Origin of the sequence: Anoxybacillus sp. FSL W8-1294 (assembly GCF_037965005.1) — a bacterium.
In the GTDB taxonomy this organism is placed as follows: Bacteria; Bacillota; Bacilli; order Bacillales; family Anoxybacillaceae; genus Anoxybacillus; species Anoxybacillus flavithermus_G.
In genome coordinates, this window is record NZ_CP150179.1 from 2210603 (window position 1) to 2236794 (window position 26192).

23 protein-coding genes and 1 riboswitch are annotated in these 26192 nt (G+C 45.8%); of the genes, 2 read left to right on the top strand and 21 right to left on the bottom strand.

From position 1 onward, the window contains the following. Positions 1-12: 12 nt before the first annotated feature. Together NSQ23_RS11820 and metH are read left to right on the top strand one after the other, a co-directional pair. Positions 13-1860 (top strand): bifunctional homocysteine S-methyltransferase/methylenetetrahydrofolate reductase, encoded by a 1848-nt coding sequence (locus tag NSQ23_RS11820; protein WP_339170883.1) that lies wholly within the window; start codon positions 13-15, stop codon positions 1858-1860. Continuing rightward, positions 1853-5242 carry a methionine synthase gene (gene metH, locus NSQ23_RS11825; protein ID WP_339170884.1) on the top strand — a complete coding sequence of 1130 codons (3390 nt, stop codon included), beginning with the start codon at positions 1853-1855 and terminating at the stop codon, positions 5240-5242. The genes NSQ23_RS11820 and metH overlap by 8 nt, the downstream gene beginning before the upstream one ends. Positions 5243-5266: 24 nt before the next feature. Here metH and cobO read toward each other — a convergent pair whose 3' ends face one another. The 21 genes from cobO to NSQ23_RS11930 all read right to left on the bottom strand — a co-directional run bounded on the left by cobO (position 5267) and on the right by NSQ23_RS11930 (position 26147). After that, positions 5267-5788, bottom strand: coding sequence for a cob(I)yrinic acid a,c-diamide adenosyltransferase (gene cobO, locus NSQ23_RS11830; RefSeq protein WP_339170885.1), 522 nt, complete (start codon positions 5786-5788; stop codon positions 5267-5269). Beyond that, the gene (gene cobA / locus NSQ23_RS11835; protein WP_339174408.1) at positions 5782-6531 is read right to left on the bottom strand and encodes a uroporphyrinogen-III C-methyltransferase; all 750 of its coding nucleotides are present in this window, start codon (positions 6529-6531) and stop codon (positions 5782-5784) included. The genes cobO and cobA overlap by 7 nt, the downstream gene beginning before the upstream one ends. Beyond that, positions 6524-8038, bottom strand: coding sequence for a cobyric acid synthase (locus NSQ23_RS11840; protein WP_339170886.1), 1515 nt, complete (start codon positions 8036-8038; stop codon positions 6524-6526). Before NSQ23_RS11840 ends, cobA begins: the two co-directional genes overlap by 8 nt. Next, entirely contained in the window at positions 8031-9389 is a 1359-nt protein-coding gene (locus tag NSQ23_RS11845) for a cobyrinate a,c-diamide synthase (RefSeq protein ID WP_339170888.1), read from the bottom strand. The genes NSQ23_RS11840 and NSQ23_RS11845 overlap by 8 nt, the downstream gene beginning before the upstream one ends. Next, positions 9386-10465, bottom strand: a complete 1080-nt coding sequence (locus NSQ23_RS11850; RefSeq protein ID WP_339170889.1) for a cobalamin biosynthesis protein — start codon at positions 10463-10465, stop codon at positions 9386-9388. Before NSQ23_RS11850 ends, NSQ23_RS11845 begins: the two co-directional genes overlap by 4 nt. 1 nt (position 10466) lies before the next feature. Further along, positions 10467-11234, bottom strand: a complete 768-nt coding sequence (gene cobM / locus NSQ23_RS11855) for a precorrin-4 C(11)-methyltransferase (RefSeq protein ID WP_339170890.1) — start codon at positions 11232-11234, stop codon at positions 10467-10469. Beyond that, positions 11231-11932, bottom strand: coding sequence for a precorrin-2 C(20)-methyltransferase (gene cobI, locus NSQ23_RS11860; RefSeq protein ID WP_339170891.1), 702 nt, complete (start codon positions 11930-11932; stop codon positions 11231-11233). Before cobI ends, cobM begins: the two co-directional genes overlap by 4 nt. After that, positions 11929-13134 (bottom strand): precorrin-6y C5,15-methyltransferase (decarboxylating) subunit CbiE, encoded by a 1206-nt coding sequence (cbiE, locus tag NSQ23_RS11865; RefSeq protein ID WP_339170892.1) that lies wholly within the window; start codon positions 13132-13134, stop codon positions 11929-11931. Before cbiE ends, cobI begins: the two co-directional genes overlap by 4 nt. After that, a complete protein-coding gene (locus NSQ23_RS11870) occupies positions 13100-14212 on the bottom strand; it encodes a cobalt-precorrin-5B (C(1))-methyltransferase (protein WP_339170893.1) in 1113 nt (370 codons plus the stop codon). The genes cbiE and NSQ23_RS11870 overlap by 35 nt, the downstream gene beginning before the upstream one ends. Before the next feature lie 2 nt (positions 14213-14214). Continuing rightward, positions 14215-14847, bottom strand: coding sequence for a precorrin-8X methylmutase (locus NSQ23_RS11875; protein ID WP_339170894.1), 633 nt, complete (start codon positions 14845-14847; stop codon positions 14215-14217). Continuing rightward, positions 14848-15624: a precorrin-6A reductase gene (cobK, locus tag NSQ23_RS11880; protein WP_339170896.1), complete on the bottom strand. Its 777-nt coding sequence runs from the start codon at positions 15622-15624 to the stop codon at positions 14848-14850. A 10-nt stretch (positions 15625-15634) separates the two neighbouring features. After that, positions 15635-16459 (bottom strand): sirohydrochlorin chelatase, encoded by an 825-nt coding sequence (locus NSQ23_RS11885; RefSeq protein WP_339170897.1) that lies wholly within the window; start codon positions 16457-16459, stop codon positions 15635-15637. 5 nt (positions 16460-16464) lie between these two features. Next, a complete protein-coding gene (gene cobJ / locus NSQ23_RS11890; protein ID WP_339174409.1) occupies positions 16465-17985 on the bottom strand; it encodes a precorrin-3B C(17)-methyltransferase in 1521 nt (506 codons plus the stop codon). Positions 17986-17989: 4 nt separating this feature from the next. Next, complete coding sequence (locus NSQ23_RS11895) at positions 17990-18754, bottom strand: ABC transporter ATP-binding protein (RefSeq protein WP_339170898.1); 765 nt, start codon at positions 18752-18754, stop codon at positions 17990-17992. Continuing rightward, the gene (locus NSQ23_RS11900) at positions 18738-19448 is read right to left on the bottom strand and encodes a CbiQ family ECF transporter T component (protein ID WP_339170899.1); all 711 of its coding nucleotides are present in this window, start codon (positions 19446-19448) and stop codon (positions 18738-18740) included. The genes NSQ23_RS11895 and NSQ23_RS11900 overlap by 17 nt, the downstream gene beginning before the upstream one ends. Beyond that, positions 19441-19710, bottom strand: a complete 270-nt coding sequence (locus tag NSQ23_RS11905) for an energy-coupling factor ABC transporter substrate-binding protein (RefSeq protein WP_339170900.1) — start codon at positions 19708-19710, stop codon at positions 19441-19443. The genes NSQ23_RS11900 and NSQ23_RS11905 overlap by 8 nt, the downstream gene beginning before the upstream one ends. After that, positions 19707-20459: an energy-coupling factor ABC transporter permease gene (locus NSQ23_RS11910; RefSeq protein WP_091702092.1), complete on the bottom strand. Its 753-nt coding sequence runs from the start codon at positions 20457-20459 to the stop codon at positions 19707-19709. Before NSQ23_RS11910 ends, NSQ23_RS11905 begins: the two co-directional genes overlap by 4 nt. Further along, positions 20456-20821 (bottom strand): (2Fe-2S) ferredoxin domain-containing protein, encoded by a 366-nt coding sequence (locus tag NSQ23_RS11915; protein WP_003395475.1) that lies wholly within the window; start codon positions 20819-20821, stop codon positions 20456-20458. The genes NSQ23_RS11910 and NSQ23_RS11915 overlap by 4 nt, the downstream gene beginning before the upstream one ends. A gap of 143 nt (positions 20822-20964) precedes the next feature. After that, positions 20965-21150, bottom strand: a riboswitch (cobalamin riboswitch). Positions 21151-21232: 82 nt separating this feature from the next. Next, on the bottom strand, positions 21233-22267 hold the full coding sequence (locus NSQ23_RS11920) for a LacI family DNA-binding transcriptional regulator (protein WP_004891954.1): 1035 nt from the start codon (positions 22265-22267) through the stop codon (positions 21233-21235). Between the two features lie 16 nt (positions 22268-22283). Continuing rightward, the gene (locus NSQ23_RS11925) at positions 22284-24611 is read right to left on the bottom strand and encodes a glycoside hydrolase family 31 protein (protein ID WP_339170902.1); all 2328 of its coding nucleotides are present in this window, start codon (positions 24609-24611) and stop codon (positions 22284-22286) included. Positions 24612-24629: 18 nt separating this feature from the next. Further along, the gene (locus NSQ23_RS11930) at positions 24630-26147 is read right to left on the bottom strand and encodes an alpha-amylase family glycosyl hydrolase (protein ID WP_339170903.1); all 1518 of its coding nucleotides are present in this window, start codon (positions 26145-26147) and stop codon (positions 24630-24632) included. Positions 26148-26192 lie beyond the last annotated feature (45 nt).

Consider the following 26192-nt stretch of genomic DNA (forward strand, 5'->3'; position numbering starts at 1 on the left):
GGAGGAATGGACGTGGGATTGCTAGATGATTTAAAAGAACGCATCGTCATCGCCGATGGAGCGATGGGGACGTTATTATATGCGCACGGCATCGATCGCTGTTTTGAAGAATTAAATGTGACAAAGCCTGAAGAAATCGTTCATATTCACGAAGCGTATATCGAAGCAGGAGCTGAAGTGATCCAAACGAACACATATGGCGCCAACTATGTAAAACTTGCTCGCTACGGCTTGCAAGACGATGTGAAAGAAATCAATAAAGCGGCTGTCCAACTTGCCAAGCAAGCCGCAAAAGGACGCGCCTATGTGCTCGGCACAATTGGGGGACTCCGCAGCACAAATAAAAGCACCATTTCGCTCGAAGAAGTGAAACGAACGTTTCGCGAGCAACTGTACGTCTTGTTAAACGAAGGCGTCGATGGCCTGCTGCTTGAGACGTATTACGATTTTGAAGAACTGCAAACCGTTCTTTCCATCGCTCGCCAAGAAACGACGTTGCCGATCATCGCCCACGTCACCTTGCACGACATTGGCGTCTTACAACATGGCATGCCGCTTGCAGATGCGCTGTGTCAACTCGAACAGCTTGGCGCCGATGTCGTTGGCTTAAACTGCCATCTCGGTCCGTATCATATGTTGCGCTCGCTTGAAGAAGTGCCGATTCCGACGCGCGCCTTTTTATCGGTGTACCCAAACGCAAGCTTGCCGCAATATCGCGACGGACGGTTCGTTTATGAAACGAGCGAACAATATTTTGAAGAAACAGCGCGCGCCTTTCGCGATCAAGGAGTTCGACTCATCGGCGGATGTTGTGGAACGACGCCGAAACATATTTCCGCTATCGCTCGCGCCCTGTCCGACCGCACACCTGTATATGAAAAAAAAGTGAAACAACGGCATACAATCGTCGTGCAAGAAGCGGAACGGGCGAAAGAACCTTCCTTAGCCGACATCGCCCGCACGCGCCGTTCGATCATCGTCGAGCTCGATCCACCAAAAAAGCTCGGCTTAACAACATTTTTAGAAGGCGCCAAAGCGTTGAAAGAAGCACATATTGATGCGCTAACGCTTGCTGACAATTCGCTAGCAACACCACGCATTAGCAACGTCGCTGTCGGAACGATCGTCAAACAACAACTGAACATGCGCCCGCTTATTCACATTACATGCCGCGACCGCAATTTAATCGGCTTACAGTCGCACTTAATGGGGCTTCATACGCTCGGCATGACCGATGTGCTCGCTTTAACCGGCGATCCATCAAAAGTCGGCGACTTTCCAGGGGCGACATCCGTCTACGATTTATCGTCATTTGACCTCATTTCGTTAATTCGTCAATTTAACGAAGGGCTTTCGTATTCTGGAAAACCGCTCGGACAAAAAACGAACTTTTCCATCGCTGCGGCCTTTAATCCGAACGTACGCCATTTAGATAAAGCGGTGAAACGACTAGAGAAAAAAATTGAATGCGGAGCGCAATATTTTTTAACGCAGCCGCTATATAGTGAAAAACAAATCGAAGACGTATACGAGGCGACAAAACATTTGGCGACGCCAATTTACATCGGCATTATGCCGCTTACAAGCGCTAGAAACGCCGACTTTTTACACCATGAAGTACCGGGCATTACATTGTCTGATGACATTCGCGCTCGCATGGCCGCTTGCGCCAATGACCCGATTCAAGCAACAAAAGAAGGATTGGCAATCGCCAAATCGCTTATCGACGCAGCATTCGATTTATTCCAAGGTATTTATTTAATTACACCGTTTTTACGTTACGATATGACGGTCGAACTCGTTCGCTACACGCACGAAAAAGAGCGGCTCAAAAAAGAAAGGACGGTTTACCATGGCTAGTTTACTCGAACAGCTTGAAAAGAAAATTTTAATTATTGACGGGGCAATGGGAACGATGATTCAAGCCGCCAACTTAACAGCGGATGACTTTGGCGGTGAAGCGTACGAGGGATGCAATGAATATTTGACGATCACCGCCCCAGAAGTCATTGCCCACATTCATGAAGCTTATTTTGAAGCGGGCGCGGACATCGTCGAAACGAATACGTTTGGCGCAACGAACATCGTATTAGATGAATACAATCTCGGACATATCGCCCTTGAGTTAAATATCGAAGCGGCAAAGCTCGCTAAGCGAATCGCGGAGCAATATTCAACGAGCGATTGGCCACGCTTCGTTGCTGGTTCGATGGGACCGACGACGAAAACGTTATCTGTTACAGGCGGAACGACGTTTTCTGAACTTGTCGCCGCATACGAACAACAAGCGCGTGGACTATTACTTGGCGGCGTCGATCTTCTTTTATTAGAAACGTGCCAAGATACGTTAAACGTCAAAGCCGCTTTTCTAGGCATAACCGAAGCGTTTAAAGCGGTCGGAAAACAAGTGCCGCTTATGATTTCTGGAACGATTGAACCGATGGGAACGACGCTTGCCGGACAGACGATCGAATCGTTTTTTATTTCGATTCAACATATGAAACCATTTGCCGTCGGCTTAAACTGTGCAACCGGTCCAGAATTTATGACCGATCATTTGCGCACGCTCGCCTCCCTCGCCAATACAGCCGTCAGCTGTTATCCAAACGCCGGTCTTCCGGACGAAGAAGGACATTATCACGAAACGCCAGACATGCTCGCGAAAAAAATTCGCCAATTTGCCGAGAAAGGATGGTTAAATATCGTCGGCGGCTGTTGCGGTACGACGCCTGAACATATTCGCGCCATCGCTGAAGCCGTTCGCGACGTGCCACCGCGCGTCATTCCGAAACAGTTTCCGATGCATGCCGTCTCTGGCATTGATGCGCTCGTTTACGATGAGACGATGCGCCCGCTTTTTGTCGGAGAACGAACAAACGTCATCGGTTCGCGCAAGTTTAAACGGCTCATTGCGGAAGGAAAATATGAAGAAGCGGCAGAAATTGCTCGCGCTCAAGTGAAAAACGGGGCGCACGTCATCGACATTTGTTTAGCCGACCCTGACCGCGATGAAAAAGAAGATATGGAACAATTTATTCAACAAGTCGTGAAAAAAGTGAAAGTGCCGCTCGTCATCGACTCGACAGACGAAGACGTCATTGCCTGCGCTTTATCGTATTCACAAGGAAAAGCAATTATTAACTCGATTAACTTAGAAGACGGCGAAGAACGATTTGAAAAAATTGTTCCGCTTCTTCATCAATACGGAGCAGCGGTCGTCGTCGGCACGATTGACGAACAAGGCATGGCGATCGAAGCGAAACGAAAACTTGATATCGCCCTTCGTTCATACGATTTACTCGTCAACAAATACGGTGTCTCACCGCACGACATCATTTTCGATCCGCTCGTTTTTCCGATCGGCACAGGAGATGAACAATACATTGGTGCAGCGAAAGAAACCATTGAAGGCATTCGCCTCATTAAACAACATTTGCCGAACTGTTTAACGATGCTCGGCATTAGCAACGTCTCATTCGGTTTGCCACCTGTCGGGCGCGAAGTGTTAAACTCCGTCTTTTTATACCATTGCACACAAGCTGGTCTCGACTATGCGATCGTCAATACCGAAAAATTAGAGCGATTCGCTTCCATTCCTGAAGAAGAAGTACGTTTAGCCGAGGCGTTGTTATTTGACACAAACGATGAAACGTTAAACGCGTTTATTCAATTTTATCGCGATAAAACGAAACAGCCGAAACAAGCAAACGTCCATATGACGTTAGAAGAACGGCTCGCCGCATATGTCGTTGAAGGAACGAAAGACGGGCTCATTGAAGATTTAACGCTCGCATTACAAACGTACAGCCCACTTGACATTATTAACGGTCCGTTGATGAACGGAATGGACGAAGTCGGTCGTTTATTTAACGACAACCAACTCATCGTCGCCGAAGTGTTGCAAAGTGCGGAAGTGATGAAAGCCGCGGTCGCCTTTTTAGAGCCGTATATGGAGAAAAACGAAACGAGCGTGAAAGGAAAAGTGCTGCTTGCAACCGTCAAAGGAGATGTACATGACATCGGTAAAAATTTAGTCGACATTATTTTAAGCAATAACGGGTTTCATGTCGTTGACTTAGGCATTAAAGTGACACCACAACAACTCATCGAAGCGGTGCGCCGCGAGAAGCCGAATATGATCGGATTATCTGGATTGCTTGTGAAATCAGCACAACAAATGGTGCTTACCGCACAAGACTTAAAACAAGCTGGCATTTCGTTACCGATTTTAGTTGGCGGAGCGGCTCTGTCACGCAAATTTACCGATACGAAAATTGCCCCTGAATATGACGGTATCGTTTTGTACGCCAAAGATGCGATGGAAGGACTGACGCTAGCCAATCGCATCGTTCAACAAGATATCGTCTATGAGAAAAAAGAAAAAGTGGAACATGTAACAAAACAGCAAAACGCTGTCACTGTCATGACAAAGTCCAATGTGAAGCAAGCACCTATTTACGTTCCGACCGATACAGAAAGGCATATATTACAACACATTCCGCTTTCACACATTGAACCGTACGTCAATTGGCAAATGTTGCTCGGACACCATCTCGGCTTAAAAGGAAACGTCAAACAGCTGTTGGCGGAAGGAAATGAAAAAGCGATCATGTTAAAAGAGCTCATCGATGAATTACTTGCCGAGGCAAAACAAACAAGTTCGCTTGCACCAAAAGCAGTATATCAATTTTTCCCAGCAACAAGCGACGGCGATACGGTGATCATTTACGATCCGCGCGATCAACAAACGGTCATTGAGACGTTTACGTTTCCAAGACAAACGAAAGCACCGTATTTATGTTTAGCAGACTATCTTTCTAGCGAACAAATCGACTACGTCGGGCTATTTGCCGTTACCGCCGGGGCAGGCGTGCGCGATTTAGCACAACGGTTCAAAGAAGAAGGGCAATTTTTGAAAAGCCACGCGATTCAAGCGTTAGCGCTTGAACTAGCGGAAGGATTGGCGGAACGCGTGCATCAAATTATGCGCGACCGTTGGGGCTTTCCTGATTCGCCTGATTTTACGATGGAAGAACGGTTTGCAGCAAAATACCAAGGACAACGTTTTTCTTTCGGCTATCCTGCTTGTCCAAATCTCGAAGACCAAGAGAAACTATTCCGCCTTTTACGCCCAGAAGAAATCGGCATTCATTTAACGGAAGGCTATATGATGGAACCGGAAGCGTCTGTCTCCGCCATCGTCTTCGCCCATCCGGAAGCGAGATACTTTAATGTGTTGTGAAAAAGCTGACTTTAGTCAGCTTTTTCACAAATCAATCCCTTTGATCGCATGAACGCCTTCATGGTAATAATGTTTCACTTCTTTCATTTCCGTCACTAAATCGGCAAGTTCGATCATTTCCTCTTTTGCCCCTCTTCCTGTCACAACGACATGTGTGTGTGCTGGCTTATTCACCAATGTGTACACAACATCTTGAAGCGGCAAAACATCATCAATCGGAAAAGATGTAATCGCTAACGCAACATTTAATTCGTCTAAAATAACGACATCATACATACCTGATTGCACGCACTCTTTCGCTAGCGCCCACCCTTTTTGCAATGCTTCGCGATGCTCAGACGGTGTTTTCGTCCATGTGAAACCAACACCTGTTTGGTGTACGGCGATGCCAAGTTGTTGGAATATTTTCGCCTCACCATATGGACGGTGCGGCGATTTAATAAATTGAATGACAATCACTTTTTTCCCATGCCCCGTGGCCCGAACAGCAAGACCGACCGCTGCAGTCGTTTTTCCTTTTCCGTCCCCTGTATAAACAATCACCATGTTTCTTCCACCCACTTTAACTGATCGTGCAGTTTCACAACATCCCCGACAACAATAATCGCGGGGGAAGAAAGTTGTTTTTCATTGACGATGTCAACGATCGTTTGCAACGTACCGACGACTGTCCGCTGCTTATTTGTCGTTGCCCATTCAATGACGGCCACTGGCGTATGCCCATCTTTCCCATGACGTTGTAGTTGTTCACAAATGTAAGCGATATTTGCCATCCCCATATAAAATACGAGCGTATCTGTCGCTTGGCTAAGCGCAGACCAGCGAATACGATCACGTTCTCCGCTTTGGTGTCCCGCAATAAACGTCACCCCGCCCGCATAGTTGCGATGTGTCACCGGAATGCCGGCGTATGCTGGCGCAGCCACACCAGTAGTCACACCTGGAACGATCTCATACGGGATGCCATGTTTCCGCAAATGCTCCGCCTCTTCGCCACCGCGACCGAACATAAATGGATCACCGCCTTTTAATCGAACAACCGTTTTTCCTTGCAAGGCATGTTCCACAAGCCAATGATGAATTTGTTGTTGAATGTTTCCATGTTTTTTCGGCTCTTTACCGCAGTATAGTAGCTCGGCTTTTTCTTTCGCATATACAAGCAGCTGTTTGCTCACGAGCCGATCGTAAATAATGACATCCGCCCGCTCTATACATTCGCGCCCATATACGGTAATAAGCTTCTCATCCCCCGGACCTGCCCCGACAATGTACACTTTTCCTTTATGCATCACCATATCTCCCCCTTTGAAATTCAATCATTTTTCGTTCAATCGTTCTCACATCGACATGTTTTTCGACGCAATCTGCTAGCTCGTCAAACGCTTCGTTGCGCAATCGCCGATAAAACGGTCGCTCTATAGGGAATAAAACGTGCTTTTTTCGCCGTACATCATTTAACAAATAATGACGAAACGCATCGTTATGAAATAAATCGTGCATATACGTTCCGATGACACGTTCATCTTTCGTTTTGCATCCATCTGTTTTCCCTTCCATAAAAATGAGCGGTTCGCCTCGTTTTACGCTTGAACGTCCCATATGAATTTCATAGCCTTCTACGTGGAACGTTTCGCCTTTGAACGTCAATATTCCTTCGCATAACACCGTCGTTTTTTCGCGAGCGAGCGTCGTCTCCATCGGCAATAAACTTAATCCGTCGATCTCATCAAGCGGTGTTTCGACATGAAAAGGGTCTTGAATGCGCTCGCCAAGCATTTGATAGCCGCCACAAATGCCGACGATCGTCACATCCGTTCGTTCATATAAGCGTCGGATAGCAGAAAATAAGCCCGTTTCTTTTAAAAAACAAACGTCTTCGATCGTATTTTTACTTCCAGGCAAAATGAGTATATCGGGCTCACCTAACAACGACGCGTCCGACACAAACCGTACCGAACAGTCCGGCTCCGCAAAAAACGGATCGATATCAGTAAAGTTGGAAATGCGAGGATATTGAATGACGGCTACATCGATCGCTTTCCCATCGTCTTTTTTCGTCGCATAACGAGAAAGTGCAACCGAATCTTCCGCATCGATGCGCACGTGCGTATACGGAACAACGCCAAGCACCTTCACACCTGTATATTGTTCGAACCAGCGCAATCCCGGCTGAAGAAGCGAAAGGTCGCCACGAAATTTATTAATGATGACGCCAATCACACGCTTGCGATCTTGTTCCTCTAATAATTGCAACGTGCCAACTAAACTCGCAAACACCCCTCCTCGCTCGATGTCGCCAACGAGAACGACCGGAGCATTTGCCATGCGTGCTACACGCATATTCACAAGTTCGCGATCATTTAAATTTACTTCTGCAGGGCTTCCCGCTCCTTCAATGACAAGACGATCGTATTGCTTCATCAACATATCAAGCGATTGTTGAATAAGCTGAAGTCCAGTATGAAAAAACTCGCTTCGGTAGTCGCTCGCCTTCATATTTTCATACGGTTTCCCATGTACAACAATTTGCGCTTCTTGATCGCGGCTTGGCTTAATTAAAATCGGATTCATATGCGTCGTCGCGACAACACCCGCTGCCTCCGCCTGCACCCCTTGCGCGCGTCCAATCTCCTTTCCATCGAGCGTCACGTATGAATTAAGCGACATATTTTGTGATTTGAACGGGGCCGTTTTCCAACCGTTGCGCGCAAAGATGCGGCAAAAAGCGGTCGCGATGACGCTCTTTCCGGCATCCGAATGCGTTCCTTGAAACATAATCGGAAGCGCCTTACGCATCTTTTTTCACCTCGCTACACGCCTTGAGCCATCGCTCAACAAGCAAAGGATTAGACGGAAAATAAAAATGAACGTAACCGGCGACAAGACGCTTGTCCATGTAGCCATCTTTTTTACACCCGCGCAAACCTTTCGCTTCATATGCAAATTTTTCTTCTTTGCGTGGGACAAACGTCGAGTAATGAAATTCATGCCCTTTTGCTCTGTCATATTCAAGCAAAAAGTTCCCCTTTCGTCCCGTCACTTCGCGATATCCGAGAGCAGCGAGCTTTTGCTGCATACGTACGTATCCTGGGATGACGCCGACCATCTCGTAATATTGCCCATCTGTAGTCACAATTCCTTCAGTTAAATACATAAATCCCCCGCATTCTGCAAGCGTCGGCAAGCCGCGCTGAATCGCTGCGGCGACCGAGCGTTTTACTTCTTCATCACGCGCCAACTCCGCTGCAAATTCTTCTGGAAATCCTCCACCAATATATAGCCCATGTACATCATGTGGAACACATTCACCAGCAAGCGGTGAAAAATAAACAAGTTCTGCTCCATACGACTGAAGCATCTCTAAATTTTCTTCATAATAAAAATGGAATGCGGCATCTTTTGCCACAGCGATGCGTACATCATACGTTTGCTTCGGCTGAAAAAGTGGAGCGCTCGTCAGCTCATTCGCCTCGGCTAAGTCCCATATCGCATCCAAATCAACCGTTTTCTCTATTCGCTTGCCAAGCTCATTAAAAAACGGTTGAAGCTCTCCACGCTCCACAGATGGAACAAGCCCTAAATGACGCTCTGGAATCTTCAAATCGTTTTCTTTTAACAAATAGCCAACGACAGGAATACGGCATTGTTGTTCAATCGCTTCTTTCACAAGCCGAAAATGCCCTTCACTCCCGACACGATTCGCGATCACCCCAACGATGCGAACGCGCTCATGAAACGATTGAAACCCGCGCACGACAGCCGCCGCACTTCGCGCCATTCCTGAACAATCAACAACTAACAACACCGGGCTCTCCGTGATGATGCTAATTTCTGCAGTGGAACCTTCATCTGTCGTCGCTCGTTTCCCATCAAATAGTCCCATTACCCCTTCGATGATCGACAAATGTGCTCCTTCGCTCCCACGGCTACATACGTGGCGCACAATTTGTTCGTTCCCCATCCAACTATCTAAGTTGCGCGAACGCCTCCCTGTCACCGCCGTATGATATGTCGGATCAATGTAATCAGGTCCACATTTAAACCCTTGCACAACATAGCCTTTTTGTTTAAACGCACTCATTAAGCCGAGCGTTATCGTCGTTTTTCCAACACCGCTCCCAGTCCCAGCCACGACAATTCTTTTCACCGCTCTCCCTCCCATAGCGCAACGGAAATCGTCACATTCCCACTCTTTTTTTTCGTTAAAATAAGCTTTTGTTGTCCGCTATACCGCTTTGCTGCAGGTTCGCTTACACCATATGCCCCAGTATAGCGAAATACTGTTTCAGACGGTTCATCAATCGGAACGGCGTTTAATTGTTCGGGCGTATAAAAAATAAGCGGCCACCCATATTTGTTTGCTACGGCTAATAAACCTTCTTCATCTTTTTTCAAATCAATTGTACATAGCGCTTTCACACTTTTTATAGAGAAACGTAGCTGTTGTAACGTATCACAAATCACTTGTTCAATTTCTTGTGCGCTTGTCCCACGATTACAGCCGATACCAATAACAATCACTTTTGGGCGATACAACACTCCATGTTGTAAAATGGCTTGTTCCTCTTTCTCGAGCAGCCGATGCGTCACAACTAATGCTGCATCAGGCCTTGCTTTCAGCGCTTCCGCAATCGACCCATATGTACGAATGTTCGCTGGAAGCGGTGCATCATATGTCCACCAATGCCGCTCCCCTGATTCTTGTACAATCGCGACGTGTTGCTCGTTCACAACAGCGGCGCTCACAGGTGTTAAGTTTTCTTCGTTCTCCCACACCCATCCGAACGAGCGGCCAAATAAATCAACAGCAATTGTTTGTTGCACATCAGATGCTGTTGTAATAACTGGACGGGCATGCAGCAATGCCGCTACTTGGCGCGTTAATTCGTTTGCCCCACCTAAATGGCCGGATAATACACTAATGACATGTTCCGCCTTATCATCAATAACAACAACAGCAGGATCTGTTTTTTTATCTTTTAGTAACGGGGCAATCATGCGCACAACTGCCCCAAGAGAAATAATTAAAATAAGACCGCGGTACGTGCCGAACCATTTTCCTAAATGAGAGCGAACATTTCCAGAAAATAAATAAATACCTTTTTGCTTTTCATCACCTTTTGCAAATTTATCTGTGTAATACACGTGTGTATCTGGGAGTGTTTCATGTAGTTTTCGTGCAATTTCTACTCCGTGCTTCGTAATGGCTACAACGGCATACATGTTATTCCCCACCTTTTCGATAGCCGTGTGTAAACGTTTCATCATACAATTTGGAACGACATGATTCATCGAGTTCATTAGAAAGCGCCCAGCCTGCTAAAATAAGGGCATGTTTTCGAATGCCGTGGCGCTGCATATCTTCATGGAGCGTACCAACAGTAGAACGCACAATTTTTTCGTCCGGCCACGTTGCTTTATACACAACAACGACAGGAGTATGCTCACTCCACCCTGCTTCAAGAAGGGCTGCAGTCACTTTTTTCGTTAACGTTGCGCTTAAAAAAAGAGCGATTGTACAATGATGTTGCGCCAACGAAGCGAGCTGTTCTTTTTCAGGAACTGGGGTTCTTCCTTCTGCTCGCGTTAAAATGACCGTTTGCGTTAAATTCGGTACGGTCAATTCTACTTGTGCGGCAGCGGCGGCAGCAAATACAGAACTAACCCCCGGCACGATGTCAACGTCAATGCCTTCTTTTTTCAACAGCACAATTTGCTCCATCGTTGCTCCATAAACGGATGGGTCTCCTGTATGAAGACGGACGACCATGTTCCCTTTTTTCACTTCTTCACACATAAGTGAAACGATTTGCTTTAAATGCATGCCCGAAGTACAAAAAATACGCGCGTCTTTTTTGGCATATGTAAGCAGTTCATCATTGACAAGCGAATCGGTGTAAAAGATGGCGTCCGCTTGCTGCAACAGCTTCATTCCTCTGACTGTAATTAAATCGCTCGCTCCCGGACCAGCGCCGACAATATATATTTTCACTTTCTCACCACCATTAATGTTAAATAAGGTAATGACACTTGCTCCAACTGTTCAATATTCCATATGACCTCTTCGTGAGATGTCACTTTTGTCACAACTGCTGCTTTGTTTGTTATATTCATCTCCCTTAAAATGGCAAGAAGCAGCGACATCACTTTTGCGACTTTTAAAAAAATGACGCAATCGTGCGTTTCAATCACTTTTTTCATCGCATCATAATCATCTCGTGCTGGGACGATGGCAACTGTCTCATCCCCATCCGCTAGCGGCAACTGCAAACGTGCGGCTGCTCCATTCATAGATGAAATGCCAGGTACAATTTCGATTGGAACGTCTGGATATTTCATTTGCATCGTGCGCATAAAATGAATCCATGTGCTATATAAAAGCGGATCGCCTTCCGTCACAAACGCAACATGCTTCCCCTCACGCAAATAAGTCCATACCGTTTCGACTGTTTCATTCCATTTTTCCCGCAACACATCTTCATTTTTCGTCATCGGAAATACAAGACCAAGCATATGTTTTTCCTCTGAAGAAAAGTACGCATCGACAATTTGCTGCGCATAACTTTTACTGCCATTCGCCTTTTTTGGATAAGCAATGACGTGCGCCTCTTTCAATCTACGAAACGCTTTGACTGTTAGTAGTTCTGGGTCCCCCGGACCAACTCCTATGCCGTATAACGTACCAATCATTCTGTATCCCTCTTCCATGCTGAAATAATATATATTGGATTTAACGCCTCAAAACGCGTCAATTGTAAAATCGGTTTGCTCCGTGAAACTTGAGCGAGCAAAATGTCGGCAGCATATCCATGACTTCGTAATGCATCTACCGCTTCATATAACGTTTCGACCGTGACCGCATTGATGACGATGCGCCCACCTTTTTTTAATCGCGTACAACACTCTGCAATGATATCTTGTAAACTTCCTGATGTCCCACCAATAAAAACTGCATCTGGATCCGGGAACTGCTCTAAATGTTCCGGTGCTCGACCGTGAACGAGTGTAAAATCGGTACGAAATTTCTTCATATTTTTCTGACATATTTCAATATCGTAGACATTTTTCTCGATCGCAAACACCGCTCCTTCACGAGCGATTTTTGCCGCTTCAATCGCGACAGACCCGGTGCACGTCCCAATGTCCCATACAACGCTTTTTTCATGAAGGCGAAGCGATTGCAAGCTTAGTACACGCACTTCTTTTTTCGTAATAAGCCCTTTCTCTGGCTTCCTTTGCCAAAACTCCTCATCATTAATTCCAAACGTCCAGCTTGGACCTTTGTTTGTACGTCGTAAAATAACGATATTTAACGGAGCAAAAGAAGCATCTTTCATTTCTTCTAGCGTCAAAAGACGACAGCGCTCGTTTTCCCCGCCGAGATTTTCGCCAACAAACGCCTCATATTCCGTCATTCCGTATGACAATAAGTACGAAGCGATCGCTCGTGGATCATTCGTATCATCCGTCAAAACCGCCACTTTTTCTTTCCCATCGATTCGCTGTGCCAACCCTTTCATCATACGCCCGTGCAAACTAACGATGTATGCGTCATGCCAACTTTCTCCCATTTTCGCAAACGCCCATTGTAACGAACTAACAGAAGGATATACTTCAATCGGCACTTTTTTGGCTAAATAGCTGCCAATCCCATAAAACATCGGATCACCTGAAGCTAAAATGACTGTTTTTTTCGGTTCGCTTATTAACGTCGCTAAAAGTGACGTTAAGTTGTTTCGAATAACGATTTTTTCCCCTCGATAATAAGGAAAAAAAGATAATTGCCGTTCCCCACCAACAAGCCGTTCACTTTCATCAATCCATTGTTTATATAGCGTAGGGAGGGATGCTGCTCCGTCAGCACCAATCCCGATTAACTTCATTCGCTCCATCGCCTCGCACCGCCTTTCCTAACAATTGCCCTTTTAGCGTATATAGCGTCGTCTCAACAAGAAGTCCGCCATTCACTTCCCGCAACGCATGCTGGCAACAATAGTCGCATAACAAATCAAAAAAAGACAAGAATCCTGCTTCATACATCATATCGCCAACTTGCGACGCTGTGTTTGCTTGTTTAATTGCTTCAACAAGATCGATCGGGGCACCCGACTGTTTCGCAACGTCTGCTAAAAATTGAAAATCAACAGGCGCACTTTTTGAGTGAACCATCATTACTCCTTGCGCAACTTTTGAAAACTTCCCCATCATCCCAACGAGCGACACCATTTTTATGCCAAGCCGCTTACATTGCTTTAATGTAAAACCAACGAAATCCCCCATCTCAACGAACGCCTCTTCTTTCAAGTGGGGATATTGTTTCATTGCATATGTTTCACTTCTTCCGCCCGTTGTGACAACAACGTGATCGCAGCCACAAGCAACCGCAACTTCAAGCGCACGTACAATGCTTGCTCGGTAAGCAGACGTCGAAAATGGGACGACGATCCCACGCGTACCTAAAATGGAAATGCCCCCTACAATACCAAGGCGACCATTCAACGTTTTTTTCGCAATTTCTTCTCCATTTGGAACAGAGATAATAATGCGCACACCACGTTTTATACCGTATTTTGTCATCAACTCATTGGCAACGTCCATCATCATTTGCCGCGGCACGGGATTAATCGCTGCTTCGCCAACAGGAATAGGTAAACCCGGTTTTGTTGCTCTTCCGACGCCTTCTCCCCCGTCAATATGAATCCCTTCCTTCGCCCAGCTTACAGTTGCGACAATAGAGGCACCGTGTGTCACATCTGGATCATCTCCCCCATCTTTAATTACCGTTGCGCTCGCTCGTTCTTCTTCCATTTCACAAGAAACGATCGCAAAGGTAACTTCTCGTCCGATCGGCAACATAATGGTCGCTTCTGTTTGTTTCACGCCAGTAATGAGTGCACATAACGCTGCTTTCGTCGCAGCCGTTGCACACGCCCCTGTCGTATATCCTTCACGCAACTTTTCTTTTTCCATACTTATTCTCGCTCCGCTAAAATGGACAACGCATTTAATGCGGCGACAGTTACCGTACTCCCTCCCTTTCTCCCGATATTTGTGATAAACGGAACATCCAATTTCGCCAATTCTTCTTTTGATTCTGCTGCTGAGACAAATCCGACGGGTAACCCGATAATGAGACTTGGGCGTGCTTCCCCTTCTTTCACTAGTCGAATGAGTTCTAGTAGAGCTGTAGGAGCGTTTCCAATAGCGAAAATGCCTCCATCGGCTTCTTTCACCGCTTTGCGCATCGCAACAATCGCACGCGTCGTATTTAACCGTTTCGCTTCCTTCATCACATCTTCATCAGAAATGTATACATGAACGCTCCCACCATATTTTTCAATACGCGCTTTATTAATTCCAACTTGCACCATTTGTACATCAGCCACAATCTTTTTCCCCGCACGAATCGCAGCCACTCCTGCTTCAACCGCTCGCGGATGAAACAACAAACTTTTCCCTAATTCAAAGTCCGCGCTCGCATGAATCACACGTTGAACAACAGCATATTGCTCTTCGGAAAACGTATGCTCCCCTATTTCTTCATCAATGATTTGAAAGCTTTTTTGCTCAATTTGTTCTGGTTGCACAGTTATTGGACGAAACATTTACTTTTCCTCCTTTTTTATCTCGCGCTCAAGTGCGCGAATGATGTCGGAAAACTCATTGTACACGTTTGGATAAGCAAGTTTTGGGCGGCGAATGACGACTGATTCAATACCGAGTTCTTGCGCCGCAGCAATTTTTTCATCAACGAAGCCAACCCGTCCGCTTTCTTTCGTTACAAGAAGCGTCACTCCGAAGTGTTTCATAAGTGCAACATCTAACTGTTTCGTAAACGGGCCTTGCATCGCAATAATGTTTTCTTGTGGAAAGCCCAATTGTTCGCACTTTTCCATATTGTCTTTTGTTGGCAACATGCGGGCGATTAAGCGAACGCCAGGAAGCGGAAGTAGCTTTTCAGCAAAAATATGCAACGTTTTACTCCCTGTCGTAAGCATAATGACTCCTCTTTTTTTTGCTGCATACTGTGCCGCCGCTTCATAGCTATCGACAAATGTAACGCGCTCATACGCAATCACGCTTTCTTTTCGCTCATAGCGAATGTACGGGACATTTGCTTTTTCTGCTGCTTGTATCGCTTGACGCGATGCTTCTTCTGCGAACGGATGGCTCGCGTCAACGATCGCCTTAACTTTATGTTCGTTCATGAGCGCAATCATTTGTGACGCTGTTAATCGTCCGACGTGCGCATGAATGCCGACATGAGCCATCTGCTCTGCCGCATGTTCGGTAACGACGGTCGCAAATATGTCATATCCCGCATCGCGAATAGCTAGCGCTAACTGTCTCGCATCGCTTGTTCCTGATAACATCATAATCATGTGCTTCACCTCAATGATCGTGATGGTGATGATGGTGATGATGTTCAGCGACATGAAGCCGATATTGACACGTATCACAATTCATACGAACCGAATTGCTTATTGCTTCTTGCAACCGATCGAGCACAATCGTCTGTAGCGATGGATGAAATCCAAAATAATGCGCAAGCACAAACGAAATGTCCGAGTATGTGCTTTGAAACTCGGAAACTCGCTTTTCTAACCGTTTGATTAATACGCCCGTAAATAAAAAGTACGGCAAAATCACAATTCTTTTCGCACCGAGTTTGATACATCTGTCGATGGCCTCATCTAATGACGGATTCGTCACCCCCATAAACGCCGGTTCTACAATCGTCTGTTTATTTCGCTCCCAAAATAAGCGAGCAATTTTATACAAATCGCTATTGGCATCTGGATCGCTCCCACCGCGCCCAAGCAAAATGATCGCTGTCTGCCCATCCATAACAATCCCTGCTTCTTGCAGACGGTCGTTTAAAATCGTAAACGTGGCGTCGTGAATACCGAGCGGTCGTCCGTACGTAAATGAGACGTACGGGTAACGTTCTTTTGCCTCATCAATCGCTGCCGGAATATGCAACTTCGAATGACCAGCTGGCAGTAAAATGATTGGAATAACAATAACGTCCGTTGCCCCTTTTTCTACACAATGGACAATACCGTCTATAACAGATGGCACACCAAATTCTAAAAAACATGTATGCACATAAAACGTTTTATCGATTTGCGGACGAAGCATTTGAACAAACTGGCGAACTTGCTCGTTTCCTTCTTCATCGCGGCTTCCATGCCCAACAAATAAAATCGCCTTCATTTTCATCACTCCCCACACGCTGCTGGCTCTGTTTTTAACGTTTCACCGTAAACAAAGCCGCCGACTTCTTTTTTTCGTTCAAAAAATTTATGGAAACGTTCATTCGCATATCCTTCCTCTTTATATTGCCTAATGATACGAGTGATCGTTTCAATCAACTGATCAGGATGAATACCTTCAGCAACAAGCTGTCCCGGATGAGCATTTCTCCCTACCGTTTTTCCACCTAAAAATAAATCAAATGCTCCTTTCCGATAGACGATGCCAATATCTTCATGGACAGCGCCATAACAAGCCATGCCACACCCGTTAAATCCGAGCCGCAATTCTTTTGGCAATTCCATCCCACCAAATTGTTCGTATAATTGCTCTGCATAAGGAATAGCATCTTTTTTCTCTCCGTCACAAAAATCACATGCTTTCATAACAAATACATTTCCTGTTGGGGCGACGGTTAAACCAGCTTCTAAAAGCTCACGAACAACTTCGTCTGGTCGCTCCGTTTCCATCGTCACTTTAAGATAATGATCTGGTGTGTACGTAATCGTTCCTTTTTCACCAACGATGCGTGCAATGTCTATCATTTGTTTCGTTGTTAACGTTTTATTTGTCACCCCTGGACTAATGGCTATTTCTAATCTTTCTATCTGTTTTGGAGCACTCACTTTTTCGTACGCTTCTTCGGCAATCGCGCGCACGTTTGCGAGTGACCACGGTTCCGCCTCTGGTCGCAACCGTTCATGTGGCTTTAACGGTTGAACAGCGTTCGCTAGCTTATATTTCCGTTCATAACCACGAGGTGTAATCATCAGTCCATCGTAAACAAATGTGGAAGAGTTCCCGATAATAACGGTCGTTAACATACCGATGTCGTGCTCTAACATGTCTCCTAAACTTGTTAATACAATATGTTGTCGTTCGCGGTACGCGCTTTTTACAAGACCAACTGGTGTATGTGGCGAACGATACGTCAATAAAATACGCTGCGCTTCGACAATTTGTTGTGTGCGGCGGCCGCTTTTTGGATTGTATAGCGCAATGACAAAATCTGCCGCAGCTGCCGCTTCAATTCTTTTTGCGATCACATGCCACGGTGTTAAATGGTCGCTTAAACTAATCGTGCATGCGTCATGCATAATCGGCGCCCCTAACAAAGCGGCACAAGAATGAATGGCTGAAATGCCTGGAATGACTTCCACTTCAATCCCTGTTTCCTTATGCCACCCGTTTTCAATTAACACCTCGTAAACAAGCCCAGCCATACCGTACAGTCCGGCATCTCCGCTCGAGATGACAGCGACGTTTTTTCCGCGTTCTGCCTGCTTTACAGCTTCTTGTGCTCGACTCACCTCTTCCGTCATCCCTGTGCTAATCACTTCTTTTCCACGAATGATGTCTTTAATTAAATCGACATACGTTTTATAACCAACGATAACATCGCTTTCTTCAATCGCTTCACGCGCCCGTTTCGTCATATGGCCAACACTTCCTGGGCCAAAACCGACAACAAACAATTTTCCCATTATGTTTTCACCCCTTTTTCCATCGTTCGATCCATTCAAACAGTTGTTGTTCTGTACACGGCTTATTTTCCTTCATCCATATGCGTAAAAGAAGAGGAAGCGGCAAACGAAGCTGGTGAAAAATATCCGCTTGTGAAAATATAAACGCAGGTGTACCGTGCAAAACGATGCGTCCATCATGCATGACAAACACTTCGTCTGCCCATTGCCATACGAAATCAAAATCATGAGTGATGACAACGAGCGTCGTACCTGCTTCGTGCCACTCATTTAGTTTCATGATGAGGCGCTCGCTCTGTGCAGCATCTAAATAAGCAGCTGGCTCATCGACAATAAGCAACTCCGGTTGAGAGGCCATCGCTACAGCGAGCGACAACCACTTTTTTTGTCCGAGACTGAGATGATGAATGGGCACGTCTCGCCATTCAGCAAGCGAAAATGTTTTTATCGCTCGTTCGATCCGTTCGCTATTCCCTTGCAAACTAAGCGCAAGCTCTTCCTCAATCGTTGGTGCTAAAAATTGATGTTCTGGATTTTGAAAAACGACGCCGACATGTTGACGTAAATGTTCCTTTACACGTTTTCCTTCCCAATACACCTCCCCTTTTGTTGGGCGATAAATGCCGTTTGTATGAAGCAACCATGTTGTTTTTCCACAACCGTTTTTTCCGATCAACGCATATTTTTTTCCGCGTTCGATCGTAAGTGATACTCCTTTTAAGACGTGCGCACCGTTTCGATACGTATAGTGAACATCATGAAACTGCAACATATAATCCCTCCACGATGAGTAAAACAACGATGCCAAGCGATGCTTCAATGACATACCTTTTTGGCAATTGCTCGTCCGTGCACCGCGGAACTGTAAAAGAGACGTGGCGCGCTCGTTGCGCAATGACCATCTCCTCATACTGATGCAATGTGTGGCGTAACAATTGTGCAACAGCAAGTGAAGCGATCTGCCAATTTCGTTCCCCTTGTCTCACGCGCACCGTAACAAACAGCTCCCTTGCTGCCTTTTCCAACATGAAAATGAAACGATACGTTAACAATAGAAGCTCTATTAGTACACGCGGGATGCGCAATGTTTGTAGTGCGCATGCCAAGCGAAAAAATGGCGTTGTTGCGGCAAGAAAAAAGAGAACGAGCGAGCATGTAAACGCTCGTAAACAAATCGTACCTACATAGGAAACGTCCACAACATCACCATCAAATGAAAGAAGAAGCGGTGCGCTACTCCAAAGAATGACGAGCGAAAAAAGTAAACAAACACGTAAGCAAGCACGCCACGGTAAGCGCGCATAAACAATGAGCCAAGTGAGCATCCATCCGATCGTAAGCAGCCGACCGACATTCGTTCCAATCATCGCCCATATAAGCAAAATAAATGAAAATGTCAGTTTAAATGTCGCCCGAAGTTTCGCAAGCCGATTGCGATACGCCCATTCATCAAGCCAGCTAACCATTTCGTTTTCGCCCTCTATACAAGCCGATAATGTAGCCAATCACTCCCGCTCCAATTGCCGCCTGCAATGAAAATAGCAACGTTTCTACTTCCCCGCCGGGCGGTTCAAAAAAAACATCGAACCACGGTTCATAATTGGGCGCAAGTTGTTGAATCATCTCCTCCGCAAGCGCATCTGCCCCAGCAAACTCCGTATGTTTTACAACGACGAGCGGCAAAACGCTCAAAAGTGCGGCAAGGAAAAGCAATAGTCGATTGTTCATTTAGCAGACGCCCCTTTCTGTTGCAATATATTTAATTCTTGTTTCGTGTACGTATGTAAAAAATTCCATACAACAACAGTCAGAAGCCCTTCGGTAATTGCAAGCGGTATTTGAGTGAAAGCAAAAATGGAAGCAAACTTTAAGAACGCCCCCCATACCCCGCCTGTTGCGTCTGGAAATGCTAGCGCAAGTTGTATCGATGTCATCACATACGTAGCTAAATTGGCAAACATCGCCGCCACAAAAACAGAAAGGCGCATCGAAATGCGAAGCTTTTGGCATGCAACAAACGACACGTACGCTACAAACGGACCGATAACCGCCATCGAAAACGCATTTGCACCGAGCGTTGTCAATCCACCATGCGCAAGCAATAATGCTTGAAACATTAACACAGCCGTACCGATGACCGTCATGACGAACGGCCCAAATAACAGCGCACCGAGGCCTGTCCCTGTCGGATGCGAGCTGCTTCCTGTGACAGATGGAATTTTTAAAGCGGAAAGAACGAATGTAAATGCGGTCGCTAGCGCAAGCAACATTTTCATTTCCGGCTGTTGTTTTACGATGCGCGTCATCGTCCGTAAACCGACGAAGAAAAATGGCAAAAATAACAACCACCAAACGAGCGCCCAATGCCAAGGTAAAAATCCTTCCATAATGTGCATCGCATATACTGAAGGTGAAAGCGCAAATAAAACGTAGACAGTCAAGCATGTACAAACGATCCACCATGCGTTTCGCTTCATTTTTCTTTCCCCCTTGTCGCAACGCTATGTTCGGGCATAACAAATCCTGTATGTTCATACGTATACGTGACGTAATCGCGCAATATGTTCCCGTCACGTACATGATTGCGTACAATGTCCCTCCCTATTTGTTCATCAATCGTACGATACCAAACACCTTCTGGATAAACGATGACGACACATGCATCTTCGCAGCGACCGTTGCATCGTGTACGCGTCGTATGAACGCGCCCATGTAACTGCAACCGATCAATTTCATCGCGAATCGCTTGCGTCACCTCTTCCCCTCCTTTTCTCATGCAGCTTCCTCCGTTGCAAATAAGCACGTGATGTGTCGTTCCTTGTAAATTCCATGTTGCCATATATGTCGCCCCTTTTTTCAAAATAAAAAAGCACCCCTAGGCAGAGGTGCAGAAAAAACGAAAGATTCAAAAAATAGAGCATACGTCACTAAGCATATATAACGTCCATCGTTCCCGCACGTCCACCTATATTCCCGTAGGTAGCCGACGTATCGCAAGCAGGCAGGTCTCCTGGCTTAGGTTCATCATTTCGTTGCGCCTTCCCAAAAATCAGTGGCATATTGCAACGAAACTCCCCATCACAGTGGCGGGTACCGCGACGGCTTTGCACCGTTCTTCCCTTTTAAGCATACGGACGTATGCACCGTACTTGCTCATCGTATATATTTTTTCAAAGAGCGTGAATGTTAAGAATATAATACACCATTTTTTTCTTCTCGCCTAGCCTGTTTATAAAAAAAGAGCACCTTCCTATTCAGAAGATGCTTTGTAATAATCGCACGAAAACCGTTTGACGAGCGTATGCGGAATAATGATGCGTTTAATTGGCTCATTCGGGTTTTCGATTTGTTGAATTAAATTTCTTGCTGCTTCAAAGCCGAGCTGGAAAATGTTAATGTCTACCGATGTTAATGGCGGACGGGAAATTTCTGATAAAAGCACGTTGTTAAAGCTCACGATCGACAAATCGGCTGGTACGCTTAGCCCCATTTCCGCAAGCGTATTTAACACACCGAGCGCCATCAAATCGTCGGCGACAACGAGCGCAGTCGGCGGTTCTTTCAATGAAAGCAACCCTTTCATCGCCTCTTGGCCGCCTTCTTTTAAAAATTCTTCATGCACGATGTAATCTTTTCGATACGGAAGACTAGCCGATTTCAATGCTTTTTCATATCCGAGCAAACGATCCATCGTCACGATGAGATTTACATTTCCTCCAACAAACGCGATGCGCTCATGACCGAGCTCAATTAAATATTCTGTCGCCTCGCGCGCAGCGCGAACGTTATCGTTATCCACGTGCGTAATTTGCTCCGCTTTTTTATGCGGTTTACCGATGACGACAAACGGCACGTCTTCTTTTTGTAAATACGCCATAATTTTATCGTTCGCTCGCGAATACAGCAAAATCACCCCATCGACGCGTTTTCCTTGCACCATATGGACGACGCCTTCATAAATTTCCGCTTCCGTCTCCCCTGTCGACAACTGCAACGCATATTGCCGATCATGCACCGCTTTGCTAATGCCGCGAATGACTTCTGGGAAAAACGGGTTTTGAAACGCTTTATCGGCTGAGCTTGGCATAATTAAGCCGATCACTTGCGTCGATTTATTTGCTAAACTGCGGGCGATAAAATTCGGATGATAGCCGAGCTCTTTCATCGCTTCGCGCACTTTTTTCTTCGTCTTTTCACTAATGCGCGGACTGTCAGCAATGACGCGTGAAACAGTCGATGGTGCCACGTTTGCTCGTTTCGCTACATCTTTAATCGTTACTGTCATAAAAATCCCCCATCTCTTACAAAACAAACGAGTTTGTCGCTTCATCGACAAATCTTTGTTCACCGTTGACTATGACCGTTGACGGCACATGTCCAACAAACATGACACGCATACGCCACGGCGGCTGATACGTCCCTTCCGCCTCGACGTGAAAATGAACGGTATCGTGTGAAAATACCACACGAATATGCATGTTCACATACTCTCCTTTTTCATATGCAAACGTTGCGCCGTCATCATCGTATAACGTATATGATGATGTTCCTTCTTCCATCGTATACACATACAACGTCAACTGTTCGTCCGCAATGGACGTCGATTGTTTTGCTTCGGCACGGGCAATCATCGCCCCTTCTTTTACAAATATCGGCAACCGATCAAGCGGCGCTTCGACAATATATCGTCTGCCGCCTTCAAATTTTTCTTTCGTCCAATAATCGATCCAACGCCCTTTCGGAAAATAGACGAGGCGATGGAACGTATGCGGACGCATAACCGGCGCGATCATAACTTCATTGCCGACCATAAATTGATCTGATATGTTCCACGTCTCAGCATCGTCCGAATATTCTAACATGAGCGGACGCATCATCGGCACACCTGTTTGATATGCTTCAAAACATAACGTGTACAAATGTGGGAGCCACTCGTAGCGCAACTCAATATATCGCTTCACCATCTGTTCATATGTTTCACCGAACGCCCACGGTTCTTGACGGGCGAAACCAATCGCACAATGATTGCGGAAATATGGGAAAAAAGCGCCGACTTGCGTCCAACGAACAAGCAATTCCCCATGAGCATCATGAGCGAAGCCGCCCACATCCGCCCCACAAAATGCAACGGCAGATAATCCTAAATTTAAACACATCGGCAAAGATAGTTCAAGATGTTCCCAAAAACTGCGGTTGTCTCCTGTCCACACAGCAGCATATCGGTGAATGCCCGAAAAACCGGCGCGCGTTAACACAAACGGACGCTTCCCTTTCAGTTGTTTTTTCAATCCGTTGTACGTCGCTTCCGTCATCATCATTCCGTATATGTTATGCACTTGACGATGCGTTTTCCATCCGTCATGAACGACTTGTTCATCGATCGTTTTTGTCTCGTTAAATACCGATGGCTCATTCATATCGTTCCAAATGCCTTCGATGCCGATGTCCGTATAAAACGTATGTTGTTCGCCCCACCATTTGCGCACTTTTTTCTTCAAAAAGTCAGGAAACACGCTCGTCCCCGGCCAAACGTCTCCTTTAAACAACGTTCCGTCTGCATATTTACAAAAATAATCTTTTTGCACGCCATCGCGATACGTATCGTACTCTGCATCTACTTTCACGCCCGGATCAACGATCGGAACGATGCGAACCCCTTGTTCACTCGCATATTGAACGAGCGATTTCGGATGTGGAAACCGATTTTGATCGAACGTAAATACACGATATTCGTCCATATAATGAATATCTAAATATACCGCATCGAGCGGAATATGTTTTTTGCGAAATGTGTCAATTAATTCACGCACTTCTTGCTCCGTTTCATAACTATAGCGCGACTGGTGATAACCGAGCGCCCACTTTGGCGGCAGCGGCATGCGACCAACGAGATGCGTATACTGCCCTAACACATCTTTTGGGTGCGGGCCGGCAAACACGTAATAGTCGAGGGCACCGCCTTCTGACGTGAACGTATAAAACGATTCATACCGCAAGTCAAACGTCGTTTCATACGTATGATCAAAAAAGACGCCGTGTGCATGTCCGTCTTTTAACACCATCATATACGGATGCGACTGGTACAGCGGGTCCGTTTCTAAATTGTGCGGAGCATACACATCTGTATTCCACATCTTCCATACCGCTCCGCGTTTATTTAACACTCCTGTTTTTTCTCCTAAGCCGTATACGACATCAGTCGGAGCGAGGGCGTGCGCACAACGTATGCGCCCTTTCGCTTGAAAACGAACCGGCTCGACATCGTGTACAAGCACCTTCCCTTCTCGATCATAAACCGTTATACGAAACGGGCGTCGTTCGATCACGACCGTCAACGCATTCGTCTTCAGCTCCCAACCATTTTCCACTTCCTGCACATGCATCGTCACTTTCTCTGGCGCTGCCACGACCGCTGGACTAACGGAAGCGTACTTTTGAGCAAATGGATCGATCGTGATCCGAACGATATCGTCGCGGTAAAAATGAATTTTACCCGATGCCCTCTCGCACGTGAATGCAAATATTTGCTTTTTTTCTTCAATTTTTTGCACATCGCCAACCGATTGCCACACATCTATTTCATTCGTCCCATTTGTCGGCCGAATTGCAAAGCTCGTCTCCTCTAGCATACATGCCGCCTCCCATCGTTATGATCGCTTCCGTTTTCGCGCTAAATATAAAAACAGTCCAAAAGAAGCATACACCGCTACAAGCGCCGCAATAAACGGAATGTTTAATCCTGTTTTTGGCGCCAACACGTAAATTTCCGCCGTTTCACGATCTAAAATGATATCGTACTTGCCGTCCTTGCTGCGCACTAAATCTCCCGCAAGCAACCCACGCAATTCTTTTCCTTGTTCCAATTCGTCATCGAGCGTTACTTTTTGCGTTTTTGACGTATTGTTAATCGCAATCACTGTTGTTTCGTTTTCGTACGTTCGTTTAAAAAGTGCCATGCCGTCTTTTTCATACAACAATTCAAAATCACCGCGGCGAAGCGACGGCAATTTTTCACGCAATTCACCGAGCTTTGTCACATAGTCAATTAACTCTTTATCCGTGCGGAAATTCATTAAACGTCGATTATCCGGATCTTCTCCGCCATCAAGCGCGATTTCCGTTCCGTAATACATAATCGGAATGCCTGGGGCACTAAACAAATACGTCAGTCCAAGTTTTAAACGCGTCACCGGATTGATGCGATTTTGCAAGGCTAAACGTGTAAAACGAACCGTATCATGATTATCTAAAAACGTGCCAAGTAAATACGGACGGTCATAAAACGCCTCGTTTCGCTTCCATACGTTGTAAAGTGGTTCAAGCGATTGATCGACGTTTGAAAAAATGGCTGATGCTTCTTTATAAAATGGAAAATCAATTAATGCATCGATGCCGTGCTTGCCATATTCCGCAACATAGCGCGGATCGTCATGCCACACTTCTCCAAGAAGGAAAAAGTCTTTTTTCACCGATTTCACTTCTTTGGAAAACTCGTCCCAAAACGATTTTGGTACATGTTTCACCGTATCTAACCGATATCCGTCAATATCCGTTTCTTGAATCCACCACTTCGCCGCATCAAATAAATACGCTTTCACTTCCGGATTTTCTTGCGCTAAATCAGGAAGACCAAACAGCCAGCCGTTTTCAACTTCCTGTTGATCGGCCCAATTGAAAATGTCTTTTTTCTCATGAAACCAATCTTTTTTCGTCGGATCATTTAGCCACGGATGATTGTACCCCGTATGATTCACAACAAAATCTAAAATAACTTTCATATCGCGCTTATGCGCTTCTTTCACAAGCCGTTTAAAATCATCGAGCGTTCCGAAATGTTCTTCCACTTTGTAAAAATCTTCAATCCAATAGCCGTGATACCCGCCTTTTTCGTTCGCAAAAATCGGCGTGAGCCAAATGGCTGTAAAGCCCATTCCTTTTATGTAGTCAAGCTTGTCAATAACCCCTTGCAAATCACCGCCATGATACGCTTTCGGATCATGCACGTTCACTTCATAATCATTTTTCGGATTGCCGTTATTGAAACGGTCGACCATAATAAAATAAATACGTTCATCTTGCCATGTGCGCTCCGTTTTCGCACTTACTGGCGCCGTCACGGACAGCAACAAAACAAAAATAAGTAGCGCGCGAAATACACGTTTCATTTCATTTCACTCTCCATTCACTCCAAAGCTTCTTCTGTTAATATA